Origin of the sequence: Pseudomonas sp. SWRI22 (assembly GCF_014268395.2) — a bacterium.
GTDB lineage: Bacteria > Pseudomonadota > Gammaproteobacteria > Pseudomonadales > Pseudomonadaceae > Aquipseudomonas > Aquipseudomonas paracarnis.
Genome location: NZ_JABWQK020000001.1, coordinates 3,126,144 through 3,147,384 on the forward strand (window position 1 = coordinate 3,126,144; position 21,241 = coordinate 3,147,384).

Below are 21,241 nucleotides of genomic sequence, written 5' to 3' on the forward strand. Positions count from 1 at the left end.
GCAGCTGCAAGCCGCAAGTTTCAAGCGGCAAGTAAGAGCAGTTCAACGGAACGACACACATCAGCTTGCAGCTTGTAGCTTGCGGCTTACAGCTTTTGCGGAGCAACCCCATGATTAGCAAAGAAGGCCTTACCCACCACATCTCCGCGCAGTTCAATGCCGAGCTTGAGGAAGTGCGCAGCCACCTCCTGGCGATGGGCGGGCTGGTGGAGAAGCAAGTCAATGATGCGGTCACCGCGCTGATCGAGGCCGACTCGGGCCTGGCTCAGCAGGTGCGTGAGATTGACGAGCAGATCAACCAGATGGAACGCAATATCGACGAAGAGTGCCTGCGCATTCTTGCCCGCCGCCAGCCAGCGGCCTCGGACCTGCGTTTGATCATCAGCATTTCCAAGTCGGTGATCGACCTGGAGCGCATCGGCGATGAAGCCACCAAGATTGCCCGCCGCGCCATCCAACTGTGCGAAGAGGGTGAAGCCCCCCGTGGCTACGTGGAGGTGCGCCATATCGGCGATCAGGTGCGCAATATGGTGCGCGATGCCCTCGACGCCTTCGCCCGCTTTGACGCCGAACTGGCGTTGTCGGTGGCGCAGTACGACAAGATCATCGACCGCGAATACAAGACCGCGCTGCGCGAGTTGGCCACCTACATGATGGAAGATCCGCGTTCGATCTCGCGGGTCTTGAACATTATCTGGGTGCTGCGCTCCCTGGAGCGTATCGGCGACCACGCGCGCAATATCTCGGAATTGGTGATTTATCTGGTGCGGGGCACCGACGTCCGGCACATGGGCCTAAAGCGCATGAAGGCCGAAGTTGAAGGCACTGCTGATCTAATCCCTAATGTTCCGGGCGAATCTGACGATAAGTAAGGTTGCCCGAGAAATTAACGCCCGGCCTCTGGCCGGGCGTTTTCGTTTGCGGCATGTGAATTTTTTGCACAGCAGGCGCCATAAAGTCCTTCTGTGACCCGCGAGTTTTGGCAAAATGCCATCAGTCAGGCGTTTTGCAGACGTTTTTATAGGATGAAGGGTCGATGAGTAAAGTCAGTGTGTTGGTGGTGGATGACGCCTCGTTTATTCGCGACCTGGTGAAGAAGTGCCTGCGTAATTACTTCCCCGGGATCAAGATCGAAGATGCGGTGAACGGCAAAAAGGCGCAATCCATCCTCATGCGCGAAACCTTCGACCTGGTGCTGTGTGACTGGGAAATGCCGGAAATGTCTGGCATTGAGTTGTTGACCTGGTGCCGCGAGCAAGCGCACCTGAAGGCCATGCCGTTCGTGATGGTGACCAGCCGTGGCGACAAGGAAAACGTGGTGCAGGCGATTCAGGCGGGGGTTTCCGGCTACGTCAGCAAGCCGTTCACCAACGAGCAGTTGCTGAACAAGGTCAAGCAGGCCCTGCACAAGATCGGTCGCCTCGATGCGCTGATTGCCAGCGCGCCGACCAAGATGAACTCAGCCTTTGGCAACGACTCCCTGAGCGCCCTGACCGGCGGCAAACCCGAAGCGGTCAAGCCGGCCCCGGTGGCGGCGCCCAGCAAAGGTCTGCTCAATACACCGCCAGCCAAGGCCCCCGCAGCAGCGGCGCCGACGGGCAGTCGCGGTCAGGGCCAGTTGCGCCTCGCAAGCGGCACCCAGCAATGCGTGATCAAGGCCCTGAGCATCAAGGAAGCGTTGCTGGTGGTAAAGCGTGGCGAGGTCCTGCCACAAGTACTGGAAAGCGCCGTGCTCGACCTTGAACAGGGCGACAACGCCGAAGTCGCACGGCTCAACGGCTACCTGCACGCCATCGTCGCCTACGAGCCCAAGCCCGACAGCGACTGGTTGCAACTGACTTTCCGCTTTATCGACCAGGATGCGCAGAAGCTGGACTACATATCCCGCCTGATCGCCCGTGGCACGGCGCAGAAGCATTTCGTGCCGGGTGCGTGAAGCACCGCGACGCCTATCCCCTGTAGGAGCGAGCTTGCTCGCGAAAAACGCCAACGATAACGCGTGCTTCCTGAATAAACGCGGCGCCTGTGAGTTTTTCGCGAGCAAGCTCGCTCCTACAGAGGGCGACTGGTCTACAGTCAGTCCAGCAACAGCACCTTGGCCAACACGATCTTCGGCCCTTTCATCTTCTTGATGATGATCCGCAAGCCTTCAACTTCCAGCACTTCTTCTTCTTCCGGCACGCGCTTGAGCGTGTCGTAGATCAGGCCGGCCAGGGTTTCGGCTTCGATGTGGTCCAGGTCGACGCCCAACAGGCGTTCCACCTTGAACAACGGCGTGTCGCCACGCACCAGCAGTTTGCCGGGCTGGTAGGCGAGGATGCCGCGCTCGGCCTTGCGATGTTCGTCCTGGATATCGCCCACCAACACTTCCAGCACGTCTTCCATGGTCAAGTAGCCGATGATCTTGCCGTCAGCTTCCTCTACCAGGGCGAAGTGCGCGCCGCCTTTGCGGAACTGCTCCAGCAGTTGCGACAACGGCATATGCCGCGATACGCGTTCCAGCGGGCGGGTCAATTCGGCCAGGTTGAACGATTCGGGGATATGGTCCAGGGCAGCCAGTTCCAGGAGCAAATCCTTGATGTGCAGCAAGCCGACAAACTCGTTGCGCACCGCGTCATACACTGGGTAGCGGCTGAATTTATGGCGGCGGAACAGCGCGAGAATTTCCTTGAGCGGGGCGTTGAAGTCCAGGGTCACCAGGTCTTCCCGGGAGTTGGCCCAGTCCACTACTTCCAGCTCGCCCATTTCCACGGCGGAGGCCAGTACGCGCATGCCTTGGTCGCTGGGGTCCTGGCCACGGCTGGAGTGCAGGATCAGCTTGAGTTCTTCGCGGCTGTAATGGTGCTCATGGTGGGGGCCAGGCTCGCCTTGGCCCGCGATACGCAGGATGGCGTTGGCACTGGCGTTGAGCAGGTAGATGGCCGGGTACATCGCCCAGTAGAACAGGTACAGCGGCACGGCCGTCCACAGCGACAGCAACTCGGGTTTGCGAATCGCCCAGGATTTGGGGGCCAGTTCGCCGACCACGATGTGCAGGTAGGAAATCACGAAGAAGGCGGCAAAGAACGACACGCCCTTGATCACTTCCGGCGACTGCACGCCGACCGCGCCCAGCATCGGCTCGAGGATGTGCGCAAAGGCCGGCTCACCGACCCAGCCCAGGCCCAGGGACGCCAGGGTGATACCCAGCTGGCAAGCCGACAGGTAGGCGTCGAGCTGGCTGTGCACGGTACGCAGGATCTGCCCGCGCCAGCCGTTCTTATGGGCGATGGCCTCGACGCGGGTGGCGCGCAGTTTGACCATGGCAAATTCCGCCGCAACGAAGAAACCGTTGAGCAGTACCAGGATCAGTGCAAAAAGAATCATGCCGAAATCGGCGAAGAGTGTAGCGAGGGTAATGCCAGGGGAAGGGTCCATGATGGGGTTTTGCAGGTTCCGTGTGTTCAATAAGGGGTGACAGGTAGGCCTGAAAGGCAGGCGCAAGTCGGCCAATGTAGCGGCTGACGGGGCGCTTGCCTAGTGCCCGCTGCCGGGCGGGGCTGCAAAGTCGTGTCGCAGAACCCGTGTGGGAGCTGGCTTGCCTGCGATGGCGGTCTGCCTGCTACCGATAATTTGGCTGACCCGCCGTCATCGCAGGCAAGCCAGCTCCCACAGTGGGCCGTGCTCACTTCCGCTTAATCATCGGCCTCGACCGCTCGCGAACGGTTTACCTGCGCCGGCGCAAAATGACAGGTAAAGGTACTGCCATGCCCCAGCACGCTGCTGATTTCCAGGCGGGCCCGATGGCGCAGCAGCACATGCTTGACGATGGCCAGGCCCAGCCCGGTGCCGCCGGTGTTGGAGTTGCGGCTGGAGTCGACACGGTAGAAGCGCTCGGTCAGGCGCGGCAGGTGCTTGGCGTCGATACCGATACCCGAGTCCTGCACACTCAGGTGCGCGCCGTGCTCGTCGGCCCACCAGCGAATGCGGATATTGCCCTTGTCCTGGGTGTACTTCACCGCGTTGAACACCAGGTTGGAGAATGCACTGCGCAATTCGCCTTCACTGCCCTTGAGCAATACAGTTGGGTCGGCCTCCAGCGTAATTTGCTGCCCGCGTTCGCCCGAGAGGGCCTGGGCATCGTTCTTGATCGTCTGCAACAGGCTCTGCACCGCCACGGGGTGGTTGTCCGAGGGGTAGTCCGTGGCTTCAAGCTTGGCCAGCAACAGCAGGTCGTTAAGCAGGGTTTGCATGCGCGAGCCTTGCACTTGCATCTGCTGCAGGGCGCGGCTCCAGCGCGGGTTGATCTCATCGACATTGTCCAGCAACGTCTCCAGGTAGCCGCAAATCACCGTCAAGGGCGTGCGCAGCTCATGGGAAACGTTGGCGACGAAGTCTTTGCGCATCTGTTCCAGCTGGTGAATACGGGTCACATCACGTACCAGCATCAAGTGCTCGTTGTTGCCGTAGCGAGTCAGGTACAGCTGGATGCGCACGCGGTCGTTGGTGGGCGAGGGGATTTCCAGGGCTTCTTCGTAGTTGTCCTGCTCGAAGTATTCCTTGAAGCGCGGGTGACGCACCAGGTTGGTCACCGGCTGGCCGCTGTCCTGGGGCGTCTTGAGGCCCAGCAGAGTCTCGGCGGCACGGTTCCACCATTCCAGGTTGCCGTCGCTGTCGAGCATGATCACCGCGTCCTTGAGCGCGGCGGTGGACTCCTGCACCCGGTCGATCACCGCTTGCAGGCGCCCGCGTACCCGTTGGTCGCGGCGCTGCAGGTGGTAGATGCTGTCGAACACCTCGCCCCACAGGCCATAGCCATCGGGGGGGGCCTCATCGGGTTTGTGCTGGCGCAGCCATTCATGCAGGCGCAGCAATTGTTTGAGGGTCCAGCCCAGGTACAACGCGATGCCGGCGGCCAGGCTCCAGCCGTAATAGCCACTGATCAGCCCGACCAGCAGGCAGGCAGTGATCAACAGAAGCATGTGGCGGATCAGGGTGCCATGCCAGTTCTGGTTCAAGGTGCGTCCTTCGGAGCAGTTTCAAGTTTCAAGCTGCAAGCTCCAAGCTTAAGCAGTCCCGCTTTTAACTTGCGGCTTGTGGCTGATTGCTCAACCTTTGGTAGAAAACCGATAGCCGGTACCGCGCACGGTTTGTACCAGATTCTCGTACGCGTCGCCCAAGGCTTTGCGCAGGCGGCGGATATGCACGTCCACAGTGCGCTCTTCCACATAGACGTTGCCCCCCCATACCTGGTCGAGCAGTTGGCCACGGGTGTAGGCGCGCTCCTGGTGAGTCATGAAGAATTGCAACAGGCGGTATTCGGTCGGCCCCATCTCCGCGGGCTTGCCGTCGATGGTCACGCGGTGGCTGATCGGGTCCAGGATCAAGCCGTCGACTTCGATAGGCGCTTCGCCATCGGTCGGGCCGGCGCGGCGCAGCACGGCTTTGAGGCGCGCCACCAGTTCCCGTGGGGAAAACGGCTTGGTGATGTAGTCATCGGCGCCCACTTCCAGGCCCTGGATCTTGTTGTCCTCTTCGCCCTTGGCGGTGAGCATGATGATCGGGATATCCCCGGTCAGCTCGTCACGCTTGAGACGGCGGGCCAATTCGATGCCCGAGGTGCCGGGCAGCATCCAGTCGAGCAGGATCAGGTCCGGCTTGCGGTCGACGATAATGGCGTGGGCCTGCTGGGAGTTCTCCGCCTCCAGGCAGTCATAGCCGGCCATTTCCAACGCGACGGCGATCATTTCGCGAATGGGCGCTTCGTCGTCAACGATCAGAATGCTCCTGCCAACCATGCTCAATCCTCTTGTCATTTAACTGTCTTGCGCCGCATTAGATAACGGAATTATTGCAGTCGTGTGACAGTAATTTAGTCGCTTGGGCAATTAACGGCACTCTGAACTACCCTTTGGGTCCGAATCCTGACAACCACAAAAGGAAGGTTCCGATGACTTACAGCACTGTTTCCTGGAAAACCCTGCTGGTATCTGCGGTGTTGACGCTGCCAGGGTTGGCGTTTGCGGCAGAGCCGGCGATGACTAAAGATGGGATGTTGGTGGACCACAAGGGCATGACGCTCTACACCTTCGACAAGGACGCTGATGGCAAATCAGTGTGCAAGGACCAGTGCGCGACCAACTGGCCACCGCTGAAGGCAGAGTCCACCGACACCAAGACCGGCGATTGGACGGTGATCACCCGCGACGACCAGACCAGCCAGTGGGCCTACAAAGGCAAGCCTGTCTACACCTACAAGGACGACAAGAAAGCCGGTGACATGACCGGTGATGGCAAAGGTAGCGTCTGGCACATCATCAAGCCTTAAGTCTGCGGCGCTGCTGAGTCCATCGAGGGCAAGCCCCTCCCACATTTTTTTGATGTGCGAATACAATCAAAATGTGGGAGCTGGCTTGCCTGCGATGGCGCCCCAACAATCACCACAGAATCCTCAGCGAACCGCGTAATCCACCACGATCCCGACAAAAATCGCCAACCCCGCCCAGTGATTATGCAAGAACGCCTTGAAGCACTTCATGCGGTCCCTGTCCCGTGTGTACCAGAATTCCCAGACAAAACAGCCCGCTGCCGCCAGCAACCCGAGGTGGAACCACCCGCCCAGCTCGAACCGTGCGCCGGCCAGCAACAGGCACGCCAGCGCCAGGCCTTGCAGGGTGAGGATGATCACGCGGTCAGCGTCACCGAACAGAATGGCGGTGGATTTCACCCCGATCTTCAAATCGTCATCGCGGTCGGTCATGGCGTAATAGGTGTCGTAGCCCACCGTCCACAACAGGTTGGCGATGTACAGCAGCCACGCGGTGGCAGGCAAATGGCCGGTCTCGGCGGTAAACGCCATCGGCATGCCCCAGGAAAACGCTGCGCCCAGCACCACTTGGGGGTAATAGGTGTAGCGCTTCATGAACGGGTAGCTTGCCGCCAGTGCGAGGCCGCCCAGGGACAGCAGGATGGTGCTGGCATTGGTCAGCAGCACCAGCAGGAAACTGATGCCCATCAGCACGGCAAAAAACACCAGCGCTTCCTTCGAACTGATCTTGCCGCTCACCAGCGGGCGTTGCTCGGTGCGTTTCACATGGCCATCGACCTTGCGGTCGGCCCAGTCATTGATCACGCAGCCGCCGGCCCGGGTCAGTACCACGCCCAGCACGAAAATCACGATATTGATCAGTGACGGCGAACCCTTGCCGGCGATCCACAGGGCCCACAGCGTCGGCCACAGCAGCAGGTAGATGCCGATCGGCTTGTCCATGCGCGTCAACTGAATGAAATCCCAGGCCCTGGGGTTCAGGCGGTTCAAGGACTTGAGCAGACGTTGGTACATCAGCAGTTCTCCGGATGATCTTGCAGCGCGTGCCAGAAACTGGGCAGGAAGACTTCCGCCACCAGCACGCTCAGCGCCCCGCGGTCGAAGCGCGAGCGGCGCGCCCACAGATTATCGGCCTGGTCCGCTGTCGGCAGCCAGGCACGAGGGTAGTGACACACTTCAATGGCCTGGCGGGTAAAGGCGCGGTCGCAGAACAGCAACTCGCCCAGCGAGCGGCTGCCCAGTTCGTCCATGTGCAGCCCGTCGCCCTGCAAGGCACTGCGGGCCGCCACGCTGCGGGCGAACACCCAAGGCTGGCCGTGCCCGCGCAAATACACCTCGCGTATCCAACCGATACTGGCCGGCGGTAGGTCCAGGGCGGCGCATTCGTCGTCGCGCAACGGTTGCCAGCCTTCGAACAGCGGCGTCACGCTGAAACCCTCGTTGGACAGCCACGTCAGCCGTCGCGTCAGCGAGCCTTCGTCAAACAGCCAGTTGAGGGTCAAGGGCGCGGGCAAGGGGCTCAGAAGGCTCTGGGTCAGCCATTGGCAAGCATCGGAAAGGGCGATTGAGTGCGGCACGGTGAGTCAGTATTGGCAGCAAAAGAGGCGGCGAGCTTACCATGGCACCCTGAACTTTTGCCGCGCCAAACCGGCCGTTTGCGTCGATCGTGCTTGCATCTGCCGGCCCCGATCAGTACAAAACGCCCTGAGCCGCGCGGCAACGCTGGATCCATCGACCGCCGGCCAACACGCCTGAACCTGAGGAAGCATGTAATGAAGAAGTGGCAATGTATCGTCTGTGGCCTTATCTATAACGAAGCGGACGGCTGGCCGGATGACGGTATTGCACCAGGCACTCTGTGGCAGGACGTCCCGGAAGACTGGCTGTGCCCGGACTGCGGCGTGGGTAAGTCGGACTTCGAAATGATCGAAATCGCGTAATCCCGAATTTAAGAAACGTACTACAAGGAGAAAGGAATGAACGCACCTGTCGTGATCATCGGCACAGGATTGGCCGGTTACAACGTCGCCCGGGAGTTTCGCAAGCTCGACAGCGAGACCCCGTTGCTGCTGATCACTGCCGATGACGGACGCTCCTACTCCAAGCCCATGCTCTCCACCGGCTTTGGCAAGAACAAGGAAGCCGATGGCCTGAGCATGGCCGAACCTGGCGCCATGGCCGAGCAACTCAAGGCCCAGGTGCGCACCCATACGCGCATCAGCGGCATCGACCCAGGCCACAAGCGCCTGTGGATCGGCGAGGAAGCGGTGAGCTACCGCGACCTGGTCCTGGCCTGGGGCGCAGAAACCGTGCGCGTACCGGTCGAAGGCGATGCGGCTGAGCTGATTTTCCCGATCAACGACCTGGAAGACTACGCGCGCTTTCGTGCCGCTGCTGCCGGCAAACGGCGCGTGCTGCTGCTTGGCGCTGGCCTGATCGGCTGTGAGTTTGCCAATGATCTGATCCTGGGCGGCTATGAAATCGACCTGGTCGCGCCGTGTGAGCAAGTCATGCCGACCCTGCTGCACCCGGCGGCAGCCGCAGCGGTGCAAGCCGGGCTGGAAGGCATCGGCGCGCGTTTCCACCTGGGCCCGGTGCTCAATCGCCTGCAACGCACGGCTGATGGCCTTGAAGCGCACCTGTCGGACGGTGAAGTGATCCACTGTGACCTGGTGGTGTCTGCCATTGGCCTGCGCCCGCGTGTAGACCTGGCCGCAGCGGCCGGCCTGCAAATCAACCGCGGGATCATGGTGGACCGCCACCTCAAGACCTCCCACGCCAATATCTATGCCCTGGGCGACTGCGCCGAGGTGGATGGCCTGAACCTGTTGTACGTGATGCCGCTGATGAGCTGCGCCCGTGCCCTGGCGCAAACCCTGGCCGGCAATGCCACGGCGGTGAGCTATGGACCGATGCCCATCACCGTGAAAACCCCGGTGTGCCCGCTGGTGGTATCACCTGCGCCACGAGGCACTGAAGGCGTCTGGAGTGTCGAAGGGCAGGGTGCCGACATCAAGGCCCTGTGCCGCGATGCCAGCGGCCGCCTGCTGGGTTACGCACTGACTGGCAGCGCTGTCATGGAAAAACTGGCGCTGAACAAAGAACTTCCGCCGTTACTGGCGTAAATACCACCCGTTCTGTCGCAAACATCACGTTCATACCCCGAGAAAGGCCGCCGCGAGACTGGCGCGGCGCCCGAGGGCATGCCATCCTCACTCCCGTCTGCCGCAGAGTAGAGCCTGCGGCGCCTTGGCGCTGCTCCACCAGAGAGCAGCACGGACATAACAACAAAAAACCGTCAAAGAGGCTTCACATATGCGTAAACCAGATCTCGCAGCCGCTATCGCTGAAAAAGCCGATCTCACCAAAGAACAGGCCAACCGCGTCCTCAACGCCGTCCTCGAAGAAATCACCGGCGCCCTGCACCGCAAGGACAGCGTCACCCTGGTCGGCTTCGGCACTTTCCTGCAACGCCACCGCGGCGCCCGCACCGGCAAAAACCCGCAAACCGGTGAGCCAGTGAAAATCAAGGCGAGCAACACCGTAGCGTTCAAGCCGGGCAAGTCGCTCAAAGACAGCGTCAACCCGTAAGTTAAGCGGTACCGTCTCGAAGGGAGGCGGGGCGGTAAAGAAGATGGGCACGCCGACTGGGTCGGGTGCCCATTTTTTGTTGGGTGCTGATGCGTATGCCAGATTAAGCCAGCTCGCCTAATCGCATTTTCAGGTGAATTGAACTAGGAAATAGCCGCCCACATCCCCTTCCTTCAGCTTTTTCGCTCGATTATCGGCGAACACATAGCCGATACCTCCACCGAATATTCCTTCGTGACTAGGGCTGATTTTTGCAATGTCGGCGTCGGTGAGTTGAGCCAAGAAATAGTAGCGAGGGCTTTCATACAAAGGGTCTTGCAACCAAGCGGGGCGCCCAAGGGCCTTGCTGATACCCGCGCCACTGTCCACGTCTTCCAATTCCTCCTCCATTTGTTCGGGAGTGAACGGTTGCTGGGCAATATACGTTCGCGGAATTGGATCAACCAACGTAGCGGGTGTGAGTTCGGAAGTCGCCAGCGCGTGAAGCAGAACCTGGCTATGGCCAAGTTGAAGCTTTTCCATCTCGCTTTGTTGATGGACAGTCAACTTTCGTACAGACGATCGTGTGTACGTTTCGTCAGTTCGCTCAACGGAGACGAACACCGTAAGCGCCATCCCGGAGGGTATGAATGGGACGTCCAAGAACGTTGAGGTCATCGTAATCACCGGCAGCATAAGCTGACCGGTTTGCGGATCTTTAGGCCACAGTTCAAGGTCTCTAAGCCAAGCACCTCCGCCTATTTGTCCAAGGTTATGGTCTTGCTCTGAGAGGATAATTTGATTGATACCCATAGCCGGTGATCCTTTAGAAACAACCTTTTCGTTTGGCGAATGACGTGGCAGAGCGCCTCTCGCTATGGATTTCGATCAAGCGATGCTCGGCATCGTAGATGAAGGTTCCCGTTGACCTTGGGTGTTGTTCTGGCTATCAAGACAGATGCAGGTAAAACAGTTCCACTTCATTTGGGTCTTCAGAGGACCTCAGCACAGCTTTGTATTTGTCCTCAAGTTTCTGATTTAGACCTTCGTTATATAGCAAATAAAGAGCAGGATAATCAGTGTTGGTGCGAATCCAGTCTTCCGAATCTGCTTCGTCAAACCAACATTGGGCTAATCCAATACTGGTCAGCAACTGCTCTTTCCAGTCAGGTTTTTCATCCAGGCTGTCAAATGAATACAACCATATTGAAAAACGCTCATTGAAGTTCTCAAGCGTTTCGCCGGGATTTTTTAGTGGCCGCCAGTCCGTCAGTTCGGCGACAACATGGTTGGAAGTCCGGGTTTTAATAGTCTTCTCGATAATAGACTGGGACCAGTTTTCCGGATATTCAAACCGTTCGTCTCGGAGTGCTTTATTAAGGACGTTGTTCACGCACGTCATCAGCGCTGGGTCCACTATCTGAAGCGTCAAGTGGAGAGAAAACCATCCCTTGCTCTTGGATAGATTTATCGTGTAGCGACGAACTCGACCACGCTCGCCATTCGTTTCAAAATTTCTGCCTTTTTTTAGCGCGTACCCATGTTTCGCAAAGGGTTCTGCTAAGAATGAGGTCAGTAACTTCAATATATCTTTTACAGTTTCAGTCATTACGGCAACCTCCATAGTGGGACCCTGGCTTCGCTAACGGTTACGCCTTTTGTGCTCTTTCCAGAATTACCAAATATGCCTTTCCCATCGGCGATGATTTTGTCTTTTGCAAGCTGGGCTTTAGACCGTACAGCACCACCTGACTTGACCTCAATTGCGACGACTTTCCCGGTTTTGTTATTTTTTATCAAAATGTCTACGTAGCGGCCTCTCCCTGCACCTGGAGTTTTGACATAAACCTGTGTACCGAGCACGGTCACTTTGGGATTATTTAATAGCTTCTGATGCACCAGGTTTTCAGCGGCTTTACCGTTGACTTTATTCTGCCTCCTTTGTGCTGAGGAACAGGCCCAGCCCCAGGGGTCTATCCAACCCGTCGGGTTAGGAGCGTATTGGTAAAGATTGCCGCCTCCCGCCAACCCAATCGGATCCGGCGTCGTAAACCTCCCCACATCCGGATCATAAAACCGAAACGTGTTGTAGTGCAGCCCAATCTCCCGATCCAGATACTGCCCCTGGAACCGCAAATTCTGCTCTTCGATAAAGTACGCTTCACGCACTTCTTCGTCCGCATTCCCCCACACCTGATAGCGCGCCTGCCACACCGTTTTTCCATCAGCTTCGGTCAGTTGCTCAGGCAATCCATTCAGGTCGTTGTGGTAGTAGCGTACGCTTTGATGCTCGCCCGTGCCGTCCACTCGAGCCAGCGGTACATAGCCGTCTTCTTCATAGATATAGAGGCTGGTCTGGCTATGCCGATGCTCCTGCAGCAGGCGCAACCCCTCCCAATCAAAGCGGGTTTCACCCAACGGATAACCGTTGCTGTCATGTTCGGTTTTAGCGATGCGCCGGCCGAGGGGGTCATAGGTCATTTTTACGACCGTTTCGCGTCCATCCTTCTGGCTACGGACTTTGATCAGGCGATGCTCTGCGTCGTAGGCAAAGAGCTGTACGCCGCGTAGGGCACTGCGCTTTTCGATCATTCGGCCAAAGCCGTCGTAACGATAGCGTTTGTCCTGATAGGTCAACAGCTTGTTATTCACCACCAGCCCCGCACTGGCTGATGGTCCGTCCAGCAGGTTTGCTGCGGCATCGTAGGCAAACGTTTCTCGCTGGCCCTGAGCGTTGTCCTGGTTGGCGATAATGCGCCCGGTGGCGTCGTAGTGGAGCAGTTGGCGCTGATCCCGACGGTTATCGCGGTCACGCTCCAGGCGGCCGATCAGGTTATCGGCCGGGTCATAGTCAAAGTGTTTTTGCTGGGCGGCCGGCAGTTGCGTGGGCTGGCCGTTGGAACGGCGTATCCGTGAGCGCAGGCGGCCGCTGCGGTCATATTCGCTGCGCGTAGTGATCTGGCCTTGGGTACGCAGGACTTCACGGTGCAGGCGGTCGCGTTCGAAGTCGCAGATGACGCGCCCGTCGAGGTTGATCTGGTGCAGGTGGCCGCTGCCGTAGTACAGGCGGTTGAGCCAACGGTCGTCGGGTCATATAGTCTGGTCTCACTATCAAGTGTGGCCCGGTATCCAGAATAAATTTTTACCTCCGGATTTAATGATCTTCTCAATCAGCTCAGTAAATGATTTTGCGATCAGTGTGCTCTCATCGGCGGTCGGGTAACTGTCCCAGAACGAGTCGTAGCAGTAGCCAAATTGCGGGCCAGGTTTCAGGTTAATTGAAATTATTTGATCCGCACATTTAACGAGCGCGTACCAGTTAGCTGAGTCTGGGTCCTCCAAGTCTTCGTCCATAACGACAAAGTCGGAGCGTTCAAGTTCTGGCGCCTGAATCATGAAGCTGTACTGTGCCTTTGGATAGAAAACAGCGCTGCTGTAATGGTTATAAAAATCGGTCAAGTCATCGGGGACGGGATTACTCGGCAACCCAGTAGAAGGTGCTGTCGTGCAGTCAGCGTTTTCTATTAGATTAAGAATGTTCATCTTCCGCATCCATTGTAGATAAAGAGAATAACTTTAATTAAAACGAAATGCATCCATCCCTTTTTGCCTCAGCCATTTGATCCGTTACCAATCGCCTCGCCACTCATCAGCATACTCTGATGTTGGGTCAAGGCCGACAATTTTTCCTAAGGTATAAATGTGTTCAAATATAGATTCGCGTTCGATAGTTTCTATTTCATTCTCGAAATAATTAATGTTAAGTATGCACTTTTTGAAGTGTTCCAAGATGGTTGATTGATTTGTTTTTTCAGGAAGTTGTTGCAATTCACTGATAAGTGCTTCGAGCAGCCTCGTTATCTTGGCGATAAGTTTTTTTTCACCCTCTAGATTAAGGTGATGCTTTTGAAAGTCCTGTAACTCTTTGTTTTTCATTTGGTTGTACTCAATTTTTTGGCGTGTGGCGCTGAGATGCCTTTGAATAAGAATTCTTTGGATTTGTCCCAATTCACTCCGTTTTCAAAATAGTTTATTAAACGATTTTGTAGCTTTTCTGGATCGCCGATCATGCCTGATAATTCATATTTATAAATGGTGTCGAGGTCGTCGGTTAATGTTAAGTTGCTTTTCAATGTAATTGCATCAAGAGTTTCAAAAGAATCAGTCAGTTCTATAAGATCCGCGCCGTAATTGCCGCCAATAATAGCTCTCAGCATTTTTTTTTCGGGAGGGCGCATGTCTATGCGGACTTTATCCGATGACGGCTCACTTATGGCGAGGCCCTTCAAAGCCTTCGTGGACGCGAAGATAAAAAATAGCGGGTCGACTTTTTGGAGGTTTACACCTGTCCAGGTATCCTGAGTATTTGTCAAGTCGAAAAACTGCAGGTAGTAGTTTTCACGCATCTGGACAAGCGTGTAGAGGTCATCTTTTAGTTTTAAACTTAGAATCTTGCCTTCTTGCCATGTGATCTTCTTCAGCATCTTCCGGGACCTTTGAATTTCTTAGTTGATTTTTGAGGTTTGACGCCTCTATGTTTATCTGCGGCCGCGAGATAAATATCCCGTCTTTTGTTATTCGGGCCGACAGGTCTTTGTTTGTTCGCGACAGGGCCTTCTTTCAATTTGTCTTCATATATTCTTTGTTCCAGGCCCCTTGCAATGTCTTTTCCTTTTTGCCCATCTCCTTTGAATACTGCCTCTGGTGCAACGTCAAAAATTTGCTTATTAGGATAGCGGTAGTCCAACACAGCTTGCGCGGAATGCCCCAACCCAGGCTTGCTGGCGTAACCCACATAAGGTTTACCGTCTTTCACGCCGACGTAAGTGATGTGTGTCGCTTTCGCAGGGTCACCTGCCCATCCCCACGGGTCAATCCAACCAATGGGATTCGGCGCGTACTGGTAAAGATTGAATCCACCCATCAACCCAATCGGATCCGGCGTCGTAAACCTCCCCACATCCGGATCATAAAACCGAAACGTGTTGTAGTGCAGCCCAATCTCCCGATCCAGATACTGCCCCTGGAGCCGCAAATTCTGCTCTTCGATAAAGTACGCTTCACGCACTTCTTCGTCCGCATTCCCCCACACCTGATAGCGCGCCTGCCACACCGTTTTCCCATCAGCTTCGGTCAGTTGCTCAGGCAATCCATTCAGGTCGTTGTGGTAGTAGCGCACGCTTTGATGCTCACCCGTGCCGTCCACTCGAGCCAGCGGTACATAGCCGTCTTCTTCATAGAGATAGAGGCTGGTCTGGCTATGCCGATGCTCCTGCAGCAGGCGCAACCCCTCCCAATCAAAGCGGGTTTCACCCAACGGATAACCGTTGCTGTCATGTTCGGTTTTAGCGATGCGCCGGCCGAGGGGGTCATAGGTCATTTTTACGACCGTTTCGCGTCCATCCTTCTGGCTACGGACTTCGATCAGGCGATGCTCTGCGTCGTAGGCAAAGAGCTGTACGCCGCGTAGGGCACTGCGCTTTTCGATCATTCGGCCGAAACCGTCGTAACGGTAGCGTTTGTCCTGATAGGTCAACAGCTTGTTATGCACCACCAGCCCCGCACTGGCTGACGGACCGTCCAGCAGGTTGGCAGCGGCATCGTAGGCAAACGTTTCTCGCTGGCCCTGAGCGTTGTCCTGGCTGGCGATAATGCGCCCGGTGGCGTCGTAGTGGAGCAGTTGGCGCTGGTCCCGACGGTTATCGCGGTCACGCTCCAGGCGGCCGATCAGGTTATCGGCCGGGTCATAGTCAAAGTGTTTTTGCTGGGCGGCCGGCAGTTGCGTGGGCTGGCCGTTGGAACGGCGTATCCGTGAGCGCAGGCGGCCGCTGCGGTCGTATTCGCTGCGCGTGGTGATCTGGCCTTGGGTACGCAGGACTTCACGGTGCAGGCGGTCGCGTTCGAAGTCGCAGATGACGCGCCCGTCGAGGTTGATCTGGTGCAGGTGGCCGCTGCCGTAGTACAGGCGGTTGAGCCAACGGCCGTCGGGCAATTGCGTCTGGATCAGGTTGCCGAGCTCATCGTAGTGGTAGTTCAGGCTGCCGGCGGCGCTTTGTTCGATAAGCAATTGGCCGCGCGCGTCGTAGGCGAAGGCCAGTGCCTGGGTGGTTTCGTCATTGCCGATGAAGGTGACAGCGGTGAGTTGGTCCAACGGGTCATAGGCGTATTCGGTGCGACCATCATCGGTTTGTTTCAACAGCAAGCGGCCCACTGCATCGCGTTCAAGTCGATGCACAATTGAAGGCTCAGGTGTCTGCCCCGTGGGCACGTACTCAACGGCGGCTACGTTATCCAGAAGGTCATAGGCATAACGTCGGGCGCTGCCGTCGAGGTCTTGCTGCTCTACCAGACGGTCGCACGGGTCCCAGGTAAAGCGGTAACTCTCACCATTTTCATTGGTCAGGGTTTGGAGGTGTCCGTAGGCGTCGTAGCGGAACTCAATCTGCCGGCCATGGGCATCTATTCGTTGGCGCACTTGCCCGCGGCGTCCGTATTGGTAGCGGGTAATGTGACCTGCGGCATCGGTATAGCCGATCAACAACCCGCTGGTGTCACGCAGGTACTGCTCGATGCGGCCGTCCGGCATTTCGCTCTGTAGCAACCGGCCTTGGCTGTCGTGTTGATAGCGCTGGCGCTCACCCAAGGCGTCAATGACCACCTGCAAATGACCCTGGCGGTCGTACTCGAATGCTGTGGGGTACCCCGAACAGTCGATATGCTGGATTAACTGTCCGGTTTCATTCCAACGCAGGGTTTTGCTTTTGCCCGTGGCATCGATGATCTCCACCACCTGTCCAAACGTATCGTAGCGATACCGTGTGACATGCCCCAACGGATCGATTTCACTGACGCAATTGCCGCGCTGGTCATACTGATATTGCCACGCGTGGCCTGCCGCATCGGTCTCCACCAACGGCAGCGACCAATGCTCCAGCCATAAAGTCGACTCGATACGCCCCAATGGATCCCGAGTGCTGCACAGGTTGCCGGACTCGTCGTAGCCGAACTGCCATTTGCCGCCTTGCGGATCGGTGGCGCTGAGCAGCTGACGCTCGTCATTCCATTCAAACTGCCAGGTTTTTCCCAGGTTGTCGGTGTACTCGGTTATCTGATACTGCGGGTTCCAGCGGCGTGTGCTGACCCGTTGCAAACCATCAGTAATGCGCGTCACACCGCCCGGCAGGTCATAGTCGAACCGGTACTCGTCACCTTCGTCGGTCCAGTGCCGCACCACGCGCCATTCGCTACCGTCCACACAGTCCCATTGGTAGTAACAACGCAGCCCGGTGGGCAGCTGATGCTCGACCATGCGCTGGCCGCTGTCGTAGGTGAAGCGGCGTTGCACATTTGCGTCGGTATCGCGAACTTCGGCCAGGTCGCCGCGAGCATCGTAGCCGTAACTGACAAGGGTTTCTCGGCTGTGATCGGGGTATAGCCGTTTGACTTGCTCCACTCGCGCAGGCCATTGCTGGCTGTAAACAAGTTCGACACGCACATGGTCGAACGTATCTCGTAAGTGGCTCAGCCGACCCTGAATGTCATAGTCAAGGAAGATTCGGTTGTCGTTGCGATCCCCCAATTGGCTAAGGCGCATGTGTGAGGCGTTGCCTGGCGTGGGTTCGAATAGCCGATATAGCCCATCAACGCTTTCGATCAGTAGTTGGCCATTGGTATTGCGCCGTACGCTCAAGCCTTCTCCTGCGCTGAATACGGCACCGCCCAGCGGGATCACGCCCATGTCGATCTGTCGCGCTTGCTCATCGGTATAGACCAGCCGTTGCCCACCTTCGGGGTGTACGCCGATCTCGACGCAGACCTCGTAGATCACGCTCCAGCTGGCACCGAACAGACCGTCGCGACGCTCGTCCCGGCTGCTGTAGTAGCGCTGCCACTCGATAGGGAGCAGGCCGGGCAGGGCGAAGTCCAGATCGTCTTCCCCATCAAGAATTTTCGCGCCCGTGGAGCTGTGTACCGGGTTAGGCGAGCCTGCTACCGCGGAGGTAATGGCATTGGTCACTTGGCTGGTGCCCCACGACACCAGTCCACCAACGACCATGCACGGCAGCTTGCTGAAAAACTTGGAGCCCCCACCGCGCAGCATCAACAGCGCGGTCACCGCCAGCCCGACACCGGGGGTCTTGCCGCTGCGGATCTCGCGCACCACCACGGGGCTGCCGCCAATACGCACGTTGCTGGAGATCATCCCCGACTCGACAATCGATGCGTCGCAGGTACTTCGGTCACCGCTGCGGGCGGCCGGCTGACCATTAATCGTGACCTTGCTGGAGCCTTCGGCAATAAACTGCGGTGGCATGGGTGGATGCTTGGTGCAGATGACGATGTCCAGCGGTTTGGGGACTGCGCCCGGCGCAGGAACCGCCACGGTGGGGCGCCACATCTGCGAGAAAAATCCCTTGGCCATGTCCAGGTAGCTGGCTTCCTCGGGATTGCCGCCTTCGGCAGGTTGCGGGCTGACCGGGCCGATTGCGCCTGCGGCACGCGCAGCGGGTATGCCGTTGGTGAAGGTGTTATGTGAGCCGGTGGCAATGGTCGCCATCACCACCGGCGGGAATAACGCATTGCCTATCCAGTCACAAACTTTTGTCAGTCCCTTGTCTGCCCCCGTCTTGCTCATGCCAATGCCGACGATGATGCCTACCACGGCGCCTAGTACAAAGCAGCCTAGCCCGCCGGTTACAACCGTAATACCGGTGGCGGCCACAATCGCAGCCGTGGCGACGGCCGTAATAGCGATGTTGGCCGCAATTTCCAGCACGCCGCCCAGGATGTCGGCCATCGCCGAAGTGTGCAGCAGGCCGTCGCCGAGGCGTGCCGCCCAGAGAGCGTCAGACATGGATTAGGGGCTTCAAGGTTTGGGATTCAGCTGCAGGGTGCTTTTGATGGTTGCCCAATGGGCGCTTTCAGCATCGCCCAGGGGTTGGGCTTTGACATAACTCAGGGCAAGCATCTGCCGAGTGCCGGGTATCACAAGTGCTAACTGGTATTGATGGATGCGCTCGGTGCCTTTGCTGAACTGGTTATGCACTTCGATGGCGTCTATCTCCTGCGCCGCGCCTACACGAAGAGCCTTGGCCGGTTGATAGCGCAAGTCCTGTACCTGCTTTTCCAGCTTCGCCAGTTGCTCTTCGAAGTTGCTCTGCAGCGTCTCGCCATCACCCAGCAGGCTGCGGCTAACGATCAGCGACGTACCCAGCGCGGCGAACTTCAGAATATTGATGGAAGCATCCTGAACCTCATCGCTGGGCAGGGTGAATTCAAATTCATTGAGTCGATAGGTCATTGAAACGGAGTCTCGTTATTGGCCGGAAGACGGCTTGGGAAACATGGCGTTGACGGCGGCGTCAATGTCGCCCTTGACCCCTTGGCCCATGGGTGTGGTGCCGCCTTTGCCGCCAATATTCAAATGCAGATTGCCTCCGGTGTTGATCTCGGAGCTGCCTTCGGAATACACATTGATCTGAACACCGGTGAGATTGATCTGCCCGCTGGCATTGAGCTCCAGCACGCTTTTGCCACAAACCAGACGCAGGTTTTCGCCCACTTCAATCAGGTAACTTTTACTGATGGCGTCTGTCTTGCTGAACCCCACCATGAGCATGTCGTCGTGCTTGACTGCGCGTACCCGGTCGTTGCCGACGGTCACGATTTCGTCATGCCCGATGCTCTTATTCCGGTCATGCCCCACCGAGTGGCTTTCATCCACCTCCACCACGATGTCCTGGTTACGCTCGGCATGGATATACAACTGCTCCAACCCCTTCTTGTCCTCCATGCGGATTTCATTGAAGTTGGCCGGCGTGCCGCCTTTGCTGGAGCGGCTTTTCATGCCGCTCTGGGTGGCGTTTTCCGGCAAGTCGTAGGGCACCGTCTGCTCAGCGTTGTAAACCCGCCCGGTGATGATCGGTCGGTCGGGGTCGCCTTCGAGGAAGCTGACGATCACCTCTTGGCCGATGCGTGGAATCTGCATCGAGCCCCAGTTCTTGCCGGCCCAGGATTGCGACACACGAATCCAGCACGAGCTGTTCTCGTTGGATTGGTCGTGGCGGTCCCAGTAGAAATGCACCTTCACGCGGCCGTACTGGTCGGTCCAGATTTCCTCGCCCTTGGGGCCTACCACCAGCGCGGTCTGCGGGCCTTTGACGATAGGACGGTGGGTGTTGGCCAGCGGGCGGAAACTCTGTTGGGCGTCGATGCAGGTCAGGCTGCTTTCGAACTGCGCGGAGCCTGAACCGCCACCGCTTTCCAGGCTTTCTTGCACGACGAAGTAACGGCAACCGACGATCAGGTACTCGCGGTTCTGGTCCTGGCGGCTGAAGCCGGTGAGGCTGAACAGATGGCCCGAGCCCAGGCCGCGCGCATTGCCGCTGAACTCGATCTGTTCATGCAGGGTTTGCAGGGCCTCGATGCGGGTGCGCGCATAGTGTTCGCCGTCGGCGCTTTGCACGTAGGTACCGGGGTAGTCGTACAGCGGGTAGTCGCCGGCGGTGTGCGGGCGCGGCATGGCCGAGCGCACGTCGATGCTCGCGCTGGGGCGCTGGAAGTCGTAGTCGTTGAGCTCCAGCGAGCCCGGCTGCACCTCCTGCGCCAAGTGCCAATTGTGCATATGGTCGCGTTCGCGCTGCTGCTCGTCCTTGGGGTAGTAGGGGATCGACGCGTAGCCGGGCACGCTGGTGTGGGCGCCATAGGCGTCGGCCAGCACCAGCACATGGCGGTCCTGTTCATGGCGGAAGAAGTAGTAGATGCCTTCCTGTTCCATCAGCCGGCTGACGAAATCGAAGCTGGTCTCGCGGTACTGCACGCAGTACTCCCACTCGCGATACGGCCGGCTGAGCGCGTCTTCGAAGTCGGAAAAACCCAGGTCACGGAACACCTGCTTGATGATCTGCGGGATGCTCAGGTTCTGGAAGATACGGCAGTCGGAGGTCCGGCTGAGCAACCACAGCCAAGGGCGCAGGGTGACTTGGTAACTGGCGAACTGGCCTTTGTCGATGTTCTGGCTGCACCGCGCAACGATCCCGTGGAAATGCCGCTCGCCGCCGTCCGCCAGTTGCAGGCCGACGCTCATCGGTTTACCCAGCAATTGGTTGAGGTCGATGTTGGCGTCCAGGGACGTCAGTTGCAGCTCATAGTTGAACAGCCGGCCCAGCTCTTCACCGCCGCCCATTTCGTTGAGCAGCAGCACATCCGGCCCGAGGGGGCTGTTGATCTTGGCCAGGCGTGAGGCTTGGTTGAATAGCATCGGTAGTCCCGTAAATACCGTCATCACTGACGGAACCGGATCAACTGTGGGAGCTGGCTTGCCTGCGATAGCGGTGGATCAGTCAACATCCATGCTGAATGTCA

Annotated in this window: 19 protein-coding genes and 1 pseudogene; 6 read left to right on the plus strand and 14 right to left on the minus strand. The window is 57.8% G+C overall.

Annotated features, from left to right (window positions below; genetic code table 11):
* Window positions 1-110 precede the first annotated feature (110 nt).
* The gene (gene phoU, locus HU730_RS13690; RefSeq protein WP_034129125.1) at window positions 111-872 is read left to right on the plus strand and encodes a phosphate signaling complex protein PhoU; all 762 of its coding nucleotides are present in this window, start codon (window positions 111-113) and stop codon (window positions 870-872) included.
* A 164-nt stretch (window positions 873-1,036) separates the two neighbouring features.
* On the plus strand, window positions 1,037-1,936 hold the full coding sequence (locus HU730_RS13695) for a response regulator (protein ID WP_034129124.1): 900 nt from the start codon (window positions 1,037-1,039) through the stop codon (window positions 1,934-1,936).
* A 140-nt stretch (window positions 1,937-2,076) separates the two neighbouring features.
* Here the strand turns inward: HU730_RS13695 and HU730_RS13700 are convergent, their stop codons facing one another.
* The 3 genes from HU730_RS13700 to phoB all read right to left on the minus strand — a co-directional run bounded on the left by HU730_RS13700 (window position 2,077) and on the right by phoB (window position 5,777).
* A complete protein-coding gene (locus tag HU730_RS13700; protein ID WP_003195620.1) occupies window positions 2,077-3,417 on the minus strand; it encodes a hemolysin family protein in 1,341 nt (446 codons plus the stop codon).
* Between the two features lie 257 nt (window positions 3,418-3,674).
* Complete coding sequence (gene phoR, locus HU730_RS13705) at window positions 3,675-4,961, minus strand: phosphate regulon sensor histidine kinase PhoR (protein ID WP_254914116.1); 1,287 nt, start codon at window positions 4,959-4,961, stop codon at window positions 3,675-3,677.
* A 126-nt stretch (window positions 4,962-5,087) separates the two neighbouring features.
* The gene (phoB, locus tag HU730_RS13710) at window positions 5,088-5,777 is read right to left on the minus strand and encodes a phosphate regulon transcriptional regulator PhoB (protein ID WP_003195617.1); all 690 of its coding nucleotides are present in this window, start codon (window positions 5,775-5,777) and stop codon (window positions 5,088-5,090) included.
* 152 nt (window positions 5,778-5,929) lie between these two features.
* Here phoB and HU730_RS13715 point away from each other — a divergent pair, with 152 nt between their 5' ends.
* Window positions 5,930-6,307 (plus strand): hypothetical protein, encoded by a 378-nt coding sequence (locus HU730_RS13715; RefSeq protein WP_186527045.1) that lies wholly within the window; start codon window positions 5,930-5,932, stop codon window positions 6,305-6,307.
* A gap of 123 nt (window positions 6,308-6,430) precedes the next feature.
* Here the strand turns inward: HU730_RS13715 and ubiA are convergent, their stop codons facing one another.
* Together ubiA and HU730_RS13725 are read right to left on the minus strand one after the other, a co-directional pair.
* Complete coding sequence (gene ubiA, locus HU730_RS13720; RefSeq protein WP_014720511.1) at window positions 6,431-7,321, minus strand: 4-hydroxybenzoate octaprenyltransferase; 891 nt, start codon at window positions 7,319-7,321, stop codon at window positions 6,431-6,433.
* Window positions 7,321-7,884, minus strand: coding sequence for a chorismate lyase (locus HU730_RS13725; RefSeq protein ID WP_186527046.1), 564 nt, complete (start codon window positions 7,882-7,884; stop codon window positions 7,321-7,323). The genes ubiA and HU730_RS13725 overlap by 1 nt, the downstream gene beginning before the upstream one ends.
* A gap of 195 nt (window positions 7,885-8,079) precedes the next feature.
* Between HU730_RS13725 and HU730_RS13730 the strand changes: the two genes are divergently transcribed.
* The 3 genes from HU730_RS13730 (at window position 8,080) to HU730_RS13740 (ending at window position 9,898) form a co-directional block, all read left to right on the plus strand.
* Window positions 8,080-8,247 (plus strand): rubredoxin, encoded by a 168-nt coding sequence (locus HU730_RS13730; RefSeq protein ID WP_014720509.1) that lies wholly within the window; start codon window positions 8,080-8,082, stop codon window positions 8,245-8,247.
* Between the two features lie 36 nt (window positions 8,248-8,283).
* Entirely contained in the window at window positions 8,284-9,432 is a 1,149-nt protein-coding gene (locus tag HU730_RS13735; RefSeq protein ID WP_054896057.1) for an FAD-dependent oxidoreductase, read from the plus strand.
* 190 nt (window positions 9,433-9,622) lie between these two features.
* Window positions 9,623-9,898 (plus strand): HU family DNA-binding protein, encoded by a 276-nt coding sequence (locus HU730_RS13740; protein WP_003195589.1) that lies wholly within the window; start codon window positions 9,623-9,625, stop codon window positions 9,896-9,898.
* A gap of 129 nt (window positions 9,899-10,027) precedes the next feature.
* On the opposite strand, the gene HU730_RS13745 is transcribed toward HU730_RS13740, so the two are convergent.
* From HU730_RS13745 to HU730_RS13785, 9 genes and pseudogenes are all read right to left on the minus strand, one after another.
* Window positions 10,028-10,690, minus strand: a complete 663-nt coding sequence (locus HU730_RS13745) for a hypothetical protein (RefSeq protein ID WP_186527047.1) — start codon at window positions 10,688-10,690, stop codon at window positions 10,028-10,030.
* Between the two features lie 136 nt (window positions 10,691-10,826).
* Window positions 10,827-11,486, minus strand: a complete 660-nt coding sequence (locus HU730_RS13750) for a hypothetical protein (protein WP_057975240.1) — start codon at window positions 11,484-11,486, stop codon at window positions 10,827-10,829.
* Between the two features lie 344 nt (window positions 11,487-11,830).
* A pseudogene (locus HU730_RS13755) lies at window positions 11,831-12,967 on the minus strand (RHS repeat-associated core domain-containing protein); the annotation flags it as partial.
* 21 nt (window positions 12,968-12,988) lie between these two features.
* On the minus strand, window positions 12,989-13,420 hold the full coding sequence (locus HU730_RS13760) for a hypothetical protein (protein ID WP_034129265.1): 432 nt from the start codon (window positions 13,418-13,420) through the stop codon (window positions 12,989-12,991).
* Window positions 13,421-13,504: 84 nt separating this feature from the next.
* Window positions 13,505-13,813: a hypothetical protein gene (locus HU730_RS13765; protein WP_034129264.1), complete on the minus strand. Its 309-nt coding sequence runs from the start codon at window positions 13,811-13,813 to the stop codon at window positions 13,505-13,507.
* Complete coding sequence (locus tag HU730_RS13770; protein WP_034129263.1) at window positions 13,810-14,361, minus strand: hypothetical protein; 552 nt, start codon at window positions 14,359-14,361, stop codon at window positions 13,810-13,812. The genes HU730_RS13765 and HU730_RS13770 overlap by 4 nt, the downstream gene beginning before the upstream one ends.
* Window positions 14,355-18,731 (minus strand): RHS repeat-associated core domain-containing protein, encoded by a 4,377-nt coding sequence (locus tag HU730_RS13775; protein WP_217862458.1) that lies wholly within the window; start codon window positions 18,729-18,731, stop codon window positions 14,355-14,357. The genes HU730_RS13770 and HU730_RS13775 overlap by 7 nt, the downstream gene beginning before the upstream one ends.
* A gap of 12 nt (window positions 18,732-18,743) precedes the next feature.
* Window positions 18,744-19,178 carry a DcrB-related protein gene (locus HU730_RS13780; protein WP_120247443.1) on the minus strand — a complete coding sequence of 145 codons (435 nt, stop codon included), beginning with the start codon at window positions 19,176-19,178 and terminating at the stop codon, window positions 18,744-18,746.
* Window positions 19,179-19,193: 15 nt separating this feature from the next.
* The gene (locus HU730_RS13785; RefSeq protein ID WP_186527263.1) at window positions 19,194-21,137 is read right to left on the minus strand and encodes a type VI secretion system tip protein VgrG; all 1,944 of its coding nucleotides are present in this window, start codon (window positions 21,135-21,137) and stop codon (window positions 19,194-19,196) included.
* Window positions 21,138-21,241: the final 104 nt, after the last annotated feature.